The organism is Streptomyces sp. NBC_01463, assembly GCA_036227345.1.
Classification (GTDB): domain Bacteria; phylum Actinomycetota; class Actinomycetes; order Streptomycetales; family Streptomycetaceae; genus Streptomyces.
In genome coordinates this window covers 7359777-7373746 of record CP109468.1, presented here as the reverse complement: position 1 = coordinate 7373746, position 13970 = coordinate 7359777, and the positions used below count along the sequence as shown (strand labels likewise).

Annotated in this window: 10 protein-coding genes and 1 tRNA gene; 4 read left to right on the top strand and 7 right to left on the bottom strand. The window is 71.8% G+C overall.

From position 1 onward, the window contains the following. The first annotated feature begins 55 nt into the window (after positions 1-55). Complete coding sequence (locus OG521_32630) at positions 56-1726, top strand: hypothetical protein (protein ID WUW25246.1); 1671 nt, start codon at positions 56-58, stop codon at positions 1724-1726. Between the two features lie 64 nt (positions 1727-1790). Here OG521_32630 and OG521_32625 read toward each other — a convergent pair whose 3' ends face one another. Beyond that, a complete protein-coding gene (locus OG521_32625) occupies positions 1791-2354 on the bottom strand; it encodes an HIT domain-containing protein (protein WUW25245.1) in 564 nt (187 codons plus the stop codon). Positions 2355-2420: 66 nt separating this feature from the next. Here OG521_32625 and OG521_32620 point away from each other — a divergent pair, with 66 nt between their 5' ends. Continuing rightward, entirely contained in the window at positions 2421-3098 is a 678-nt protein-coding gene (locus OG521_32620; GenBank protein WUW25244.1) for a potassium channel family protein, read from the top strand. Between the two features lie 28 nt (positions 3099-3126). Here OG521_32620 and thrS read toward each other — a convergent pair whose 3' ends face one another. The 3 genes from thrS to OG521_32605 form a co-directional block, all read right to left on the bottom strand. Further along, the gene (thrS, locus tag OG521_32615) at positions 3127-5103 is read right to left on the bottom strand and encodes a threonine--tRNA ligase (protein ID WUW25243.1); all 1977 of its coding nucleotides are present in this window, start codon (positions 5101-5103) and stop codon (positions 3127-3129) included. Between the two features lie 104 nt (positions 5104-5207). Further along, positions 5208-6470, bottom strand: a complete 1263-nt coding sequence (locus OG521_32610; protein ID WUW25242.1) for a hypothetical protein — start codon at positions 6468-6470, stop codon at positions 5208-5210. After that, positions 6470-7036, bottom strand: coding sequence for a DUF4365 domain-containing protein (locus OG521_32605; GenBank protein ID WUW25241.1), 567 nt, complete (start codon positions 7034-7036; stop codon positions 6470-6472). The genes OG521_32610 and OG521_32605 overlap by 1 nt, the downstream gene beginning before the upstream one ends. Positions 7037-7226: 190 nt before the next feature. Between OG521_32605 and OG521_32600 the strand changes: the two genes are divergently transcribed. Next, positions 7227-7952, top strand: coding sequence for a 3'-5' exonuclease (locus OG521_32600; GenBank protein ID WUW25240.1), 726 nt, complete (start codon positions 7227-7229; stop codon positions 7950-7952). 64 nt (positions 7953-8016) lie between these two features. On the opposite strand, the gene OG521_32595 is transcribed toward OG521_32600, so the two are convergent. Together OG521_32595 and OG521_32590 are read right to left on the bottom strand one after the other, a co-directional pair. Further along, a tRNA-Val gene (locus OG521_32595) sits at positions 8017-8088 on the bottom strand. A 39-nt stretch (positions 8089-8127) separates the two neighbouring features. Then, a complete protein-coding gene (locus OG521_32590; protein ID WUW25239.1) occupies positions 8128-8574 on the bottom strand; it encodes an SRPBCC family protein in 447 nt (148 codons plus the stop codon). An 83-nt stretch (positions 8575-8657) separates the two neighbouring features. On the opposite strand from OG521_32590, the gene OG521_32585 reads away from it, so the two are divergent. Then, a complete protein-coding gene (locus OG521_32585; protein WUW25238.1) occupies positions 8658-11165 on the top strand; it encodes a hypothetical protein in 2508 nt (835 codons plus the stop codon). Between the two features lie 36 nt (positions 11166-11201). Here the strand turns inward: OG521_32585 and OG521_32580 are convergent, their stop codons facing one another. After that, a complete protein-coding gene (locus tag OG521_32580) occupies positions 11202-13946 on the bottom strand; it encodes a Tat pathway signal sequence domain protein (protein WUW25237.1) in 2745 nt (914 codons plus the stop codon). Positions 13947-13970: the final 24 nt, after the last annotated feature.

The following is a 13970-nucleotide window of genomic DNA, read 5'->3' as shown; positions in this document are numbered from 1 at the left end:
CGGCAGTTGGGCAACAGCCGCAGGAGCGGTTCGTCGGCGGCGAGTGGGGGCGACAGTGGCCAGCAACGGATTCGATTTCTCTCCCGGAGCACAGATTCCGCTCCAGGGGGCGGCGGGAGCGGCGGTGGCGACCAACGCCCTCGCCTCCGCCGCGTACCGCGACAGTCCGGTGGAGGACATCCTCAAAGCCAACAGCGAATGGCACAAGTCCGAAGTGAAGGAAGGCCGCTCCAGGGTCTTCAAGTCCCCCTACTTCAAGCCCAACCTCGGCGAGGCCTTCTCCCGCGCCGTCCAGGAACGCATGCTGGGCGGCGCCCGGAAGGCCCTCATCCAGTCCTTCGGCAGCGACCCGCAGACCGTCGTCGAGCACTGCCTGTCCGCGACCAGGCTCCGCAAGGCCCGCGACACCAAACTCACCGCCGTGACCGCGCTGTTCGGCTTCGTCTTCCTGCCCGGAATGCTGCTGTGGGTCATCGCCTTCCGCCTGCGCGACGGCCTGTCCAACACCAAGGACAAGGCGCTCGGCGCCGTGGGGAACGCCCTCCTGCCCATCATCGGCATCGCCGCCCTGTTCCTCCTGATCAAAATGCCCCTGACCGGACTGCTCGCGCTCTACCTGCGGGCGATGATCGTGGCCCCCGTCATCGGCTGGCTCATCGCCAAACGGATCGCGGAGAAGTCCGCCCAGGACATGCGGTCGCGCTGGGAGGGACTCCTCTCCGGCGGCGGCGTCGTCGCCAAGATCCCCGAGGCGGTGCCGAAGAACCCCAACGAGACCGCCCGCGAGGCACTCCGCCAGGGCCTGGAGAAGCTCTCCGCGGAGCAGCAGTCCAACTCCGTCTTCTACGCCGGGCCCAAGGGCATCCTCGGCATGGGCACCCGCTGGGGCAGCTGGCAGCTCGCCGAGGACCTCGTCTCCAAGGACCCCGGCAAGGAGTTCCACCAGTTCCGCAGCTGGGACCTGATACGCGTCATCCACGACCAGCTCAAGATGCTGGAGCGCGGCCCGCTGAACACCGGCGGCTTCCCCACCCCCTCCGTCACCCACTGGATCGTGTCCCCGGTCGGGGAGAACGCCGACGCGGTCTCCCGCCCCGAGGGCGAGGACGTGGCGACCTTCCAGGTCAAGCCGCACGAGATACAGCGGATCTGCAACCACCAGCAGTTCGGCGGCGGCGACCGCCACTACCTGGGAGTCCAGTTCACCCTCTGGGACGGCCAGCTCGTGATCACCATGATGATCACCGTCACCGTGCTCTTCGAGACCCTGCGCATCGAGGTCACCGGACACGCCCTGGGCCCCGTCCACTCCCTGTTCACCAGCAAGCCCGCCGCCAAGACGAGGACGGTCAACAAGACCGTCAAGTTCTGGGAGACCCGCGACATCACGCTGTCGCTGGTCGAGTCCAAGGAGGTCGTGCGCCTCGCCCTGCGCGCGCCCTTCACCTGGTACCCGCCGCTCCTCGACTACCTCGGCGGCAAGATCGCCCTGCCCGAACCCTTCGGGCTGCGGCACGCCTGGGCCGAGAAGCCCTGGCGCCACCGCTTCATGGCCGACGACGCGATGCGCGCCGCCACCCCCGTCCTGCGGGTCGTGCACAACGCGTCCATGAAGGTCCTGGAGGAGAACGGCGTCGACACCGAACGCTTCGGGAACCGCTCGTCGATACTGAGCGGACTCGTCCAGGACCCCACCCCGCGCAAGGCCGACCTGTACGACGCCTGAGCACAGCGCAGGGCGCCCCGGACAACCGGGACGCCCTGCGCGGCGGAAGCGGGAAAAGCCGGGATCAGACGGTGCGCGGCCAGGCGTCCGCCAGCATCTTCCGGGTGTCGGCCAGCAGCTGCGGCAGCACCTTGGTGTGGCCCACCACCGGCATGAAGTTGGTGTCACCGCCCCAGCGGGGCACCAGATGCTGATGCAGATGCGCGGCGATGCCCGCACCCGCCACCGCTCCCTGGTTCATGCCGATGTTGAAACCGTGCGCCCCGGACGCCGCACGCAGCGCGGTCATCGCCCGCTTCGTGAAGTCGGCGAGCTCCACCGTCTCCGGGCCGTCCAGCTCCGTGTAGTCCGCGACATGACGGTAGGGCACCACCATCAGGTGACCGCCGTTGTACGGGTACAGGTTCAGCACGGCGTAGACCTTCTCGCCACGCGCGACGACGAGCCCGTCCTCGTCCGACTTCGAGGGGATCTCACAGAACGGACAGCCGTCGCCGGCCTCCGGGCCGGTCGGCTTGTTCTCGCCCTGGATGTACGCCATCCGGTGGGGCGTCCACAGGCGCTGGAACGCGTCGGGCGTTCCCACTCCGATCTGCTGCTCCGGCTCACTCGTCATGCCGATCAGCATATTGCGTACCCCGCGCCGAGCGTGTCGCCGGGGCCGAACCCGTTCACTCACCGCGATGCTGGGCCGATGAGCGACCGCACCCCGGACCGGACCTCGCCCGCTCTGGCCCTCTGGGAGCAGCGCACCGAGGTCCCCCTCTTCGCCGCCTCCCTGCTGTTCCTGCTCGGCTACGCGGTCCGCGTCCTCGCCCCGGACGACGCCCAGCCCTGGCACGACCTCGCCCTCGCCCTGGTCGCCGCCACCTGGCTGCTCTTCGTCGTCGACTACACCGTACGGATCAGGCTCAGCGGCCTGGGCCATCGCTTCGTCCGGGTCCGCTGGCTCGACACGCTCGTGCTCCTGCTGCCCCTGCTGCGCCCGCTGCGGCTGGTCAAGGTCTACACGGCCATCCAGAAGCGTCACGACGAACCGCGGCTGAGCCTGTACGCACGGGTCATGTCGTACGCCGGCCTGACGTCCCTGCTGCTCGGCCTCTCCGCGGCCCTCGCCGTCTACCACCAGGAGCACGACGCGCCGGGCGCCTCGATCCGGACCTTCGGCGACGCGGTCTGGTGGGCGTGCGCGACGCTCACGACGGTGGGGTACGGGGATGCCGTGCCGGTGACGCCGTGGGGCCGGGTGGTGGCGGCGTTCCTGATGGCCTGCGGGCTGGCGCTGCTGGGCGCGGTGACGGGTTCGTTCTCGTCGTGGCTGATCCAGGTGTTCCGTCGGGAGGACGAGAAGGGGCCCCCGGTGAGCGGGTAGCTCACCGGGGGCCCCTGCCGGGCACGGATCAGACCTGGACGCGGTCCTCCACGGCCTTGGCGATCTTGGCGAGGGCGTCCTCGACCGGGATGCCGTTCTCCTGCGAGCCGTCGCGGTAGCGGAAGGAGACGGCACCGTTGGCCATGTCCTCGTCGCCCGCGATGATCATGAACGGCACCTTGGCCTTCTGCTGGTTGCGGATCTTCTTCTGCATCCGGTCCGACGAGGCGTCCACGTCGACCCGCAGCCCCTGCTTGCGGGCCTTGGCCGCGAACTCCTGGAGGTACGGGATGTGCGCGTCGCCGATCGGGATGCCGACCGCCTGGACGGGCGCCAGCCACACCGGGAACGCACCGGCGTAGTGCTCCAGGAGCACCGCGAAGAAGCGCTCGATGGAACCGAACAGGGCGCGGTGGATCATGACCGGGCGCTGCTTGGTGCCGTCGGGGCCGGTGTACTCCAGGTCGAAGCGCTCCGGCAGGTTGAAGTCGAGCTGCACGGTCGACATCTGCCAGGTCCGGCCGATGGCGTCCTTGCACTGCACCGAGATCTTCGGGCCGTAGAAGGCCGCGCCGCCCGGGTCCGGGACCAGCGGCAGGCCCTGCTTCTCGGCGACCAGACGCAGCGTCTCGGTGGCCTCTTCCCAGACCTCGTCCGAGCCGACGAACTTCTCCGGGTCCTTGGTGGAGAGCTCCAGGTAGAAGTCGGTCAGACCGTAGTCGCGGAGCAGGTTCAGGACGAAGGTGAGCAGCCGGTCGAGCTCCTCCGCCATCTGCTCACGGGTGCAGTAGATGTGCGCGTCGTCCTGGGTGAAACCGCGCGAGCGGGTCAGGCCGTGCACGACGCCCGACTTCTCGTACCGGTACACCGTGCCGAACTCGAAGAGGCGCAGCGGCAGTTCACGGTAGGAGCGGCCGCGGGCGTCGAAGATCAGGTTGTGCATCGGGCAGTTCATCGGCTTGAGGTAGTAGTCCACCCCGTCGTCGAGCTGCATGGGGGGGTACATGCCGTCGGCGTACCAGTCCAGGTGACCGGACTTCTCGAAGAGCTTGCCCTTGGTGGCGTGCGGGCTGTAGACGAATTCGTAGCCCTCCTCCTCGTGCCGGCGGCGCGAGTAGTCCTCCATCGCCATGCGGATGACACCACCCTTGGGGTGGAAGACCGCGAGGCCCGGGCCGATCTCGTCCGGGAAGGAGAAGAGGTCCAGCTCGCTGCCCAGCTTGCGGTGGTCGCGCTTGGCGGCCTCCTCCAGGAACTCCAGGTGCGCCTTCAGCTCGTCCTTGGTCGGCCAGGCGGTCCCGTAGATGCGCTGGAGCATCGGGTTCTTCTCGCTGCCGCGCCAGTAGGCGGCCGCGTTCCGCATCAGCTTGAACGCCGGGATGAACCGGGTCGTCGGCAGGTGGGGACCGCGGCAGAGGTCCTTCCAGCACAGCTCGCCGGTCTTCGGGTCGAGGTTGTCGTAGATGGTCAGCTCGCCGCCGCCCACCTCGACGTCCGCGCCGTCGTCCGTGGAGGCGGCGCCCTTGATGCCGATGAGCTCCAGCTTGTACGGCTCGTCGGCGAGCTCCTCGCGGGCCGCCTCGTCCGTCACGACCCGGCGGGAGAACCTCTGGCCCCGCTTCTGGATCTCCTGCATCTTCTTCTCGATGGCCTTGAGGTCCTCGGGCGTGAACGGCGTCTCGACGTCGAAGTCGTAGTAGAAGCCGTCCTTGACCGGCGGGCCGATGCCGAGCTTGGCCTCGGGGTGGAGCTCCTGCACGGCCTGCGCCATCACGTGCGCGGTGGAGTGCCGCAGGATGTTGAGGCCGTCCTCGGAGGAGATCAGGACCGGCTCGACGGTCTCGCCGTCGGCGACGACGTACGCGAGGTCCTTCAGCTCACCGGCGATGCGGGCGGCGACGACGGTGCGCTCGCCGGGGAAGAGCTCGGCTGCCGTAGTGCCCGTCGTCACCACGCGCTCTTCCCGCTCGGAATCGCGTTGGATGGTCACACGGACGTCTGACACCGGTCTCTCCTGACTCAGGGGGTGCGCCGCATTCCCATGGCGTACGCAAGGGGAATCGTACCGAGCCGACGGCCCCGTTAGCGAAATGGGCGGCCCGCGCCCCGCTACTCCCCCGTGCACGCCTCCTCGAAATAGTCGACGTTCTCCTGGAGCGACTTCATCAGCCGGTCCCGCTCCTCGTCGTCGACCTGCACCGGAACCACCTGTGAGGCCCTGGTCAGCCGCCTGAAGCCGCCGCGGCTCTCCAGCCGGCCCTCGACCCGGACGGGCAGCCCCACGAGGTGGGCCTGGCCCGCGATCCGGTAGGCCTCCTCGTCGAGCTCCAGCCGTACGTGCGGCACCTCCGCGCCCGCCAGTACCCGCAGCCGCACGATGCCGGGTCCGCGCGGCCCCGCGCGGCGCATCCGGACGACGGCTCCGGTGATCCGTACCGGCACCGCGGGCTCGTCCCTGAGGTAGCGGGCACCCGCCCGGCGCAGGGCGGGCAGGTCGCCCGGTGAGAACTCGACCGGTTCGGGGCGCACCGGGCAGCCGTCGGGGGTGCCCGCGGCCGGCGCCCACTCCAGGGCGATCCCGGCGCCCTCGGAGCCCCGGACGAGCGCGATGACGGCCTCGGTCAGTTCGCGGCAGACGCCCGCCTCGACGGCGGTGTCGAAGGCATCCATGCCGCCGGTGGCCCGTTGGTAGTCGACGGCTTCCCGGGTGGCGTGCAGGGCGTGGTAGAGGCGCACGGTGAGGGGGCGGCCCGTCTCGGCGGGCACGAACGCGGTGAGCTCGCGGCCGCCGGGCGCGGGCCCGATGAGGACGGAACCGAGCGTCGCGAGGGCGCGCCTGCGGTGGCGGGCGCCGTGGTAGCCGGCCCGCCCCCGGACGGCGAGCGCTCCGGCGAGCAGGATCTGCCGGGCGGCGCCGTGCAGGTGTTCCGCTCCGGTCCAGCTGGCGGCGCCGGCGGCCGGTTCGGGCACCTCGCGCCACCAGCGGATCTCGTCACTGGGGACGGCGAGGGAGACCAGGACGCCGCGGGCGGAGGGTGCGGCGCTGCGGGCGAGCGCGGTGAGGGCCTCGGCCAGCAGGTCCTCGCTGTCGGGGAACCCCGCGGTGTCGGGTACGAGCAGGCTGGTGGAGCCGCCGGGCGGTGCGGGCGGTCCGGGCGGGGTCCAGCGGCTGTAGCGGCCGGTGGCGCCGCCGCGCCGCCGCCAGCCGTGCCGGGCGAGCAGCGCGCCGAGTACGGCGGGGTCGACCCGGGCCGGGTCGGGGAGGCCGCCGGACGGTGCGCCGGCGGGCCAGGGGCCGAGCGGCTCGGTGGGGTGGGGTCGGATGGCTGACGGGAACGCTCCGTCGAAGTGGTCGTCCATCGGCCGGTGCATCAGGGTCTCCCTCCCGCCCCGACACGGGTCATGATCTCGCAGAGCGCTCGGTCGTCGAAGATGCGCGAGGTCGGGATCCGCACGGTGGTCCGGTGCCGGCCGGTCACGGCGTGGCCGGCCAGGTTGGTCCAGTAACAGCAGTGCCGCAGGTCGAGGCGGTCGTGTCCGGCCCGCAGCCAGTCGTCCTGGCTGCGCGGCACGAGCATCACGACCAGGATCTTGTGCACCGACACGGGGGTCCGGGCGAGCTTCACCAGGTGCGCGTTGTCGAGCGTGAAGGCGAACGTCGGTCCGGGCGGCCGGGGTTGTATCTGATAGGTGCACTTCAGCTGGACCTTGATGGTCACCTCGTCGTCGACGACGTGGCCGGGGGCGCCGTGGCTGACGTGCCAGTCGATGCCGTTGTCGGGGAAGGGCTGCGACAGGGAGCACCCCGCCGCGGCCGCGACCGCGTGCAAGTAGCCCACCTGGAGGGTCTCCATGCAGGCGGTGGTGGCGAGTGCGCCGCGCAGCGGTGAGGTCCGCTGGGGCAGCAGCCCACTCGGGTCGGGCTGCGCGAGCGCCATGGCTCCGTATGCCTTCCGGGCTGTGCCGATGGGTTGCCGGAGGCGGAGGTATCTCAACTTCCGGCCCCGTCACCTGTGTTGTCACCGCAGGGAGCGTCCCGCAAACGGCGTATCAGGCAAAGGGTGCGGGTATCACCGAACCGGGCAGAGGAATCACACCATCTGCCGCTCGGGCGCGAGGAGTTCGGGGATGACTCATTGGTACGAGGGGCCGCTGGCCGCTTTCGACACCGAGACGACGGGAGTGGACGTCGAGGAGGACCGGATCGTTTCGGCCGCCCTCGTCGTCCAGGACAGTGCGGGCGGGCGGATGCGCACCACCCGCTGGCTGGTGAATCCGGGGGTTCCGGTGCCCGTGGGGGCGACGGAGATCCACGGTCTGACGGACGACCACCTCCAGCGCAACGGGCGGTGGCCCGCGCCGGTGGTGGAGGAGATGGCCAGGGCCCTGGCGGAGCAGAGCGCCGCGGGCCGGCCGCTGGTCGTGATGAACGCGCCGTTCGATCTGACGCTGCTGGACCGGGAGCTGAGGCGGCACCGGGCGTCGTCGCTCGGCGGCTATCTGGAGAGCGCCTCGCTGTGCGTGCTGGATCCGCGGGTGCTCGACAAGCATCTGGACCGCTACCGCAAGGGCCGGCGCACGCTCACGGATCTCTGTGAGCTGTACGGGGTGGTGCTGGACGGCGCGCATGACGCGGCGGCCGACGCGGCGGCGTCGCTGGAGCTGGTCCGGGCGGTGGGGCGGCGGTTCGCCACTCGTCTGGAGCGGCTGACACCGGCCGAGCTGCACACGCGCCAGGCGGTGTGGCATGCCGCCCAGGCGCGTGGTCTGCAGGCCTGGTTCGCCAGGAGCGGGACGCCGGAGACGGTGGATCCGGCGTGGCCGCTGCGTCCGGAACTGCGCGCCGCGGCGTGAACCGGTCCCCGGACACGCAGAGGCCGGTCCGTCGGTGGTGCTGACGGACCGGCCTCTCCCGGGGTGGGCGATACTGGGTTCGAACCAGTGACCTCTTCGGTGTGAACGAAGCGCTCTCCCACTGAGCTAATCGCCCGGGAACGGGTTGAACCATACAGGGCTCGGCGGGTGTGGTTCAAACCGCTTCCAGCCGAGCCGCGAGACCGCGTCGTCCGGCCCGCATCATCAGCGCGTGGTTGGCCCGGAAGGCGGCGCGTCCCGGCACCGCGAGGACCCGCAGCAGCCGCCGGCGCACCTCGACCTCCTGCTCGTACGTGGCGCGGGTGCCGGTGCCGTGCGGGGTGACGGTCCAGCGTGCCCAGCCCTCGATGTCACCGCTGAGGGTCACTTCGAGGACACCCGCCGGTGCGTCGCGGCGGCGTTCGCGCGCGGTCACGACCAGGTCGTACGGGAGGAGGGAGCGGATCCGGGTGGTGCCGGTGGTGTCGTCCACGGGGACGACCTCGCGGACCTGCGGCCACCACTGGGGGTAGAGCTCGACGCGTTCGAGGTGGGCGTAGACGGCGCCGGGCGGGGCGGGCAGGTGCCAGGTGCTCACGAATCGGTAGTGCGTCCAGTCCATGGTTCCAGGATGCGCATACTCAGCCGGGCAACTGAGTACCCGTGCGCATGTCCGCCGGCGTGGCCCGCGCCACACTCGCGTCCATGGAACATGTGCCGCCACCCGCCGAGGAACTGACGCTCCTCGACCGTGAGCTCGCCCGGCTCGATCTGCGCCGGTCCCAGCTCCTGACCCGTCGCGCCTGGCTGGTGAGCGTGCTGCAGGCGCCCGCCCCGCTGCCGGCCGCGCCGTACGCACCGCCGTTCCCGCCGCCTCCGGGCCGCGCCGCGGCTCCTTCGGCGCCCTTCGGGCCGCCCGCTCCCCCGGTCCGCTCCCGGAGTGCGCAGAACGTGCTGCTCACCCTCGGCGGTCTGCTGCTGACGATCGCGGCGATCGCGTTCACCCTGGTCAGCTGGGGTCAGATGGGGATCGGCGGGCGCTCCGCGGTGCTGACCGCCGTGACGGTCGCGGCGCTGTCGGCGCCGGCGATGCTGCTGCGGCGGGGTCTGTCCTCGACGGCGGAGGCGATCGGTGCGCTGGCCGCGGTGCTGATGGTCCTGGACGCGTACGCCCTGCACCGGGTCGCCCTGCCGGAGACCGACGGGCTCGGGTACGCGGCGGGCGCCTCGGCCGTGCTGGCGGTGCTCTGGGCGGCCTACGGTCTGCTGCTGGACCGGCTGCGGCTGCCGCTGCCGCTGGCCGTGGCCGGCGCGCAGCTGCCGCTGGTGCTGTGGGCGTGGGCGGTGGAGGCGGACGCGTCGGTGTTCGCCGGTGCGCTGCTGGCGACGGCGGCGCTGGACTGTGCGATCGCCGTGCGGTGGAAGGGAGTCGGGGTCCGGGCCACGGCCTGCGCGGGGCTCTGGGTGACCGGTGGTGCGGGGCTCCTGGTGGCGCTGGTGCTGTCGTTGTCGGCCGAGGGGCCCGCGGACGCGGTGGTGCCGGGTGCGCTGCTGCTGGCCGGTGCGGTGATCCCTCTCGCCGGGGCCCGGCGGGCGCCGGTGGCGCTCGCGGTGGCCGGTGGCGCGGTGGCCGGTCTTGCCGCCGTCGCCGCGGTGGGCGGGGTCCCGGGCGCCGCGGTGTCCGGCGGCTGGGCGGTGCCGGTGTATCTGGTCTGCGGCGCGCTGTTGCCGCTGGGGGCGCGGGTTCCGCTGGTGCGTCCGGCGGGGCGGGGCCTGGTGGGGGCCGCGGGTGCGGTGACGGCCGCGTCGGTGCTGTTCTCGGCCGCCCCGGTCGCCGTGGTGCTGGTGGGTCCGGTGACTCAGCTGGGCCGGGTGTGGTCGGGGACCCCGGACGAGGGGGTCCGCGGGGCGCTGGGGGCCACGGGGCTGCCGTGGCCGGAGATGGTGGCGGCCCCGGTGGTGCTGCTGATGGTGGCCGCGGTGCTCGGGGCCGCGTACCGGTCGTGGGAGCGCGTGGTGCGGTGGGCGGTGCCGGTGTTCTCCCCCGGTTCCGCGTGGCGGGGCGCCGCCGGTGCGGGCGCCGTGGTGCTCGGCTGGGCGGGGCTGACGGTGCTGCCGCCCGCGCTGGACTTCTCGTACCCGGTGGCCGTCTCGGTGCAGTCGGTGCTGGCCGCGGGGGTGCTCGCCCTCGCGGTGGGCGCGCTGCGCCGCGGCAGGACGGGTGTGGCGCTGACGGCGTGGCTGTGCGGCTCGGTCGGTGCGGTGGGCGTTGCCCTGCTGTCGCTGGGCTCGGAGCCGGTCACGTACGCGGTGTTCGGGATGCTGCTGCTGGTGTTCGGCGGCGGAGCCGCGGCGCTGGACGCGCCGCAGGGGCCGTCGCGCTCCACGGCATGGGTGACCGTGCAGGCGGTGGTGGCGTGCGCGGCCGTGGTGTGTGCCGCGGTGCTCGCCGTGGCGGCCGGCGCGTCGTTGGACCTGGCGGCGCACGAGGCGGCCCCCCTGCTGCTCGTCGTCCCCGCGCTGACGGCCGGACTGGGGGCGTGGCTGAAGGGGCGCGCGGTGGCGGTGCCGGTCGAGGCGACCGGTGGCGCGGTGGGACTGGCGGCCGTCCTGATGGCTCTGGACGACCGGCCGTTCCTCGCTCTGGTGCTGTCGCTGTGCGGGGTGCTGGCAGCGGCGACGGCGCTGCGCCCGGAGCGGCGCCCGGTGGCCGGGTATCTGGCGACGGCGCTGTTCGTCCTGGCGTCCTGGGTCCGGCTGTCGGCGTCCGGGGTGTCCTCCCCGGAGGCGTACACCCTGCCCGTGACCGTGCCGGCGCTGGTGGTCGGTGTGCTGCGCCGGCGCCGCGATCCCGCGGCCTCCTCGTGGACGGCGTACGGGGCGGGTCTGGCGGTCACGCTGGTGCCTTCGCTCTTCGCCGCCTGGGTCGATCCGCACTGGCCGAGGCCACTGCTGCTGGGTGTGGCGGCGCTGGTGGTCACGCTGGTGGGGGCGCGGCTGCGGCTCCAGGCGCTGCTGGTGCTGGGCGGTGCGGTGCTGGCGCTGGACGCGCTGCACGAACTGGCGCCGTATGTGGTGCAGGTGGTGGGTGCGATGCCGCGCTGGGTGGCGCCGGCGCTGGCCGGGGTGCTGCTGCTGGCCGTGGGCGCGACGTACGAGAAGCGGCTGCGTGACGCGCGGCGGCTGAAGGACGCCCTGGGCCGGATGCGGTGACGTGCCGCGCGCCGGCCCGGGGCGCCCTCGGGGGCCTCAGGCCGGCATGCGGTCGCCGACGAGGGCGAGGTTCTCGATGGCGGCTAGCCCGTAGAGCGCGGTGTCGTTGGTGTAGACCCAGTTGGCCTCGCTGCCCGGGACGGTGGTGACCGGGCCGCTCACCTTCTCGGTCTTCCAGGGGGCGGATTCCTTGTAGCCGTCGCTGTTGTAGAACTTCTCCCAGGCACGGGCGGCGAGCTTCTCGTCGCCCGTCTGCACGGCGGCGTACGCGTCCATCCGGGAGTGGCCCTGGAAGAGGATCAGGCTGCCGAAGTTGGAGCCGTAGCGGGCGGCCTGTTCGGCCTTGGTGGCGTTGAAGTAGCGGCAGTAGTCGAGGTACGCCTCCTTGAACTCCGGCATGTCGATCAGGCCGATGAGTTCGGCGCACAGTTCGTTGAGGCCGAAGACGCCGGACAGGTGGGAGACGCTGACGACGGGTTCGGTGGCGACGGCGAACTTCCCGGTGTCCAGGTCGTAGAGGCCGCTGCCCTGGACGAATCCGTTGGGCTGGGCGGCGATCGTCTCCATGGTGCCGAGCACCCGGGCCTTCGCCTTCTCGGCCTGCGGGCCGCCGCGCTCCCATTCGGTGAGCCAGGCGGAGACGAGTCCGCTCCAGTCGGTGCCGAAGCCGACGGACAGGGCGTGCCGGTCGGGGGTGTAGGGCTCGGTGCGGATCTTGCGGAGCGGGTCGAGGGCGAGGAAGGTCTCGTCGGAGTCGACGTTGGCGCGCATCAGGTCGCCGACGCGTTCGTCCGCGGTGAGGAAGTAGTAGAAGCGCCGGTAGGTGGTGTTGGCGATGCGCTGCTGTTTGGCGCTGTCGGCGTAGTGCTGGACGCCGTGACGGGTGCCGAGGCCGGCCCAGTCGCCGAGGTGGTAGACGTCGACCTCGCCGGTGTGGCGGGTCATGGCCTCGGCGAAGCGGAAGATGTCGGCGCGCCCGGAGCGCAGGTAGGCGTACCAGAGCCAGAGGTCGGGCGAGAGCTCGGAGTTGTCCCAGGCGTAGCCGCCGACGTCGTAGCGCCACTGGTGCCGGGCGGGGTCGTAGGAGTGCATGATGTCGCCGTAGTCCCAGAAGCCGTACCAGCGGCGCATCTCGACCTGGTCCTTGTAGTACGTGAACAGGAAGTCCAGGTGGTCCTCGATCTTCGCCTTCGCGGGCGTGGAGCGGTCGACCGGGGAGAAGAGCCCGCCGAAGACGCCCGCGCCGATGAGCTGGGAGGGCGGGGCGACGAGCTGCGGGAGGGTGCGCACGGTACGGGTCTGCTGGGCGAGGGCCTCGGCGCTGGGGGTGGAGTCGTTGGCCCAGAAGACGAGTTCGCTGGTGCGGGCGATGCCGTACGGCGTGCCGAAGCCGGGCTCGTAGTCCTCGTAGGTGATCTCGAGGCCTTCGAGCTGTTCGGGGAAGGTGTCCTGGCCGAGGCCGTCGTGGTAGAACCGCAGGTCCATCGGCTCGGACTCGGGCGACCAGAGCCAGATGGTGACCTCGGCGGCGTCGGTGTCGGCGCCCCGGATGTCGAGCTGGGCGGGGAACTTCTCCCAGAAGTCGCGCAGTCCGAAGGAGAGTCCGCCGCTCGCGCCGCCCACGTAGCCGAAGCCGGAGGCGCGCCGCCCGCCGCCCGCGGCGATCCAGCCGTGGCCCTTCCTGGTGCGCTTGCGCAGCGAGAAGCCGTCGGCGGAGAGCTGGCTGAGGGTGTAGTCGCCCCAGGTGGGGATGAGCGGGAGGCGGGTGGTGACGCGCTGGTCCCAGGTCGCCGGGTCGGGCAGCTTCGTGCCCTCGAACTGGGCGGCCTGGACGGCCGCTCCGGGGTCGCGGCGCAGTCCGGTGATGCCCTTGACGGCCTCGCGGAGCATGCCGCTCTCGTCGCCGCCGATGCGGATGTGCCGGTCGTACGTCTCGTCGCGCATCGGGACGGTGAAGCGGACGCCGAGGCCGCGGATGAAGTCGCCGCTCGCCTTGCCGGGCTCCTGGGTGCCGTCGAACGTGATCGTGTGCATCATGCGGAACGATTCGGCGCCGGCGTAGAAGTACAGCCGGACGGAGAAGGGCAGCCAGGAGCGGCTGCCCCGGCGGTGCTTGCCGTCGATGCGGACCACGGCGCGGACGGGGCCGCTCTGTTCAACCTCGGCCCTGGAGATGGCGCTCTCGAAGCGTTCGTACTTCTCCTGCCCCTGGTCGCCGTCCTCGATCTCGCCCTGGCGGATGAGGACGAGCCGGCCGTCCCTGGCTGTTTCGGTGGAGCCTCGGGTGAGGGAGGTGACGAGCGAGGAGCCGGTCTTGCCGATCTTCGCGGTGATGACGCCGGTGGAGACGGTGATGGAGCCGCCGCTGTTCTTGACGGTGACCGTGTGGGCGGCGGTGGCGGGTTCGCCGGTGGTGAGGGTGAACTTCTTGGCGCCGGCCGCCTCGGGGCCGACCGCGTGGGCGGTCCACTTCAGGGAGCCGTCGGGCCATTTGGCGGTGGCCCAGGTCTGGACGGGGACGTCCTTTCCGTCGGCGGTGGCCAGGGCGAACCTCTGGTCGGCGGGGAAGCGGCCCTTGGCCCAGGGGACGCCGAAGGTGGAGCCGGGCGCGGCGCCGAGACCCTCCTCCTCCAGCCAGCTGATCTCGACGGGGCCTTCGCCGGCCTTGCCGGTGGCGGCGGCCGCCTGCTGGGCGGTGTCGTTCAGCACCCAGGAGAAGGTAGTGGCCGCGCCGGCGACGGCGGCTGCCTTGAGGACGGTACGGCGGGGGATCGGGGACATCACGGCTCCAATTCGTGGCGAAAA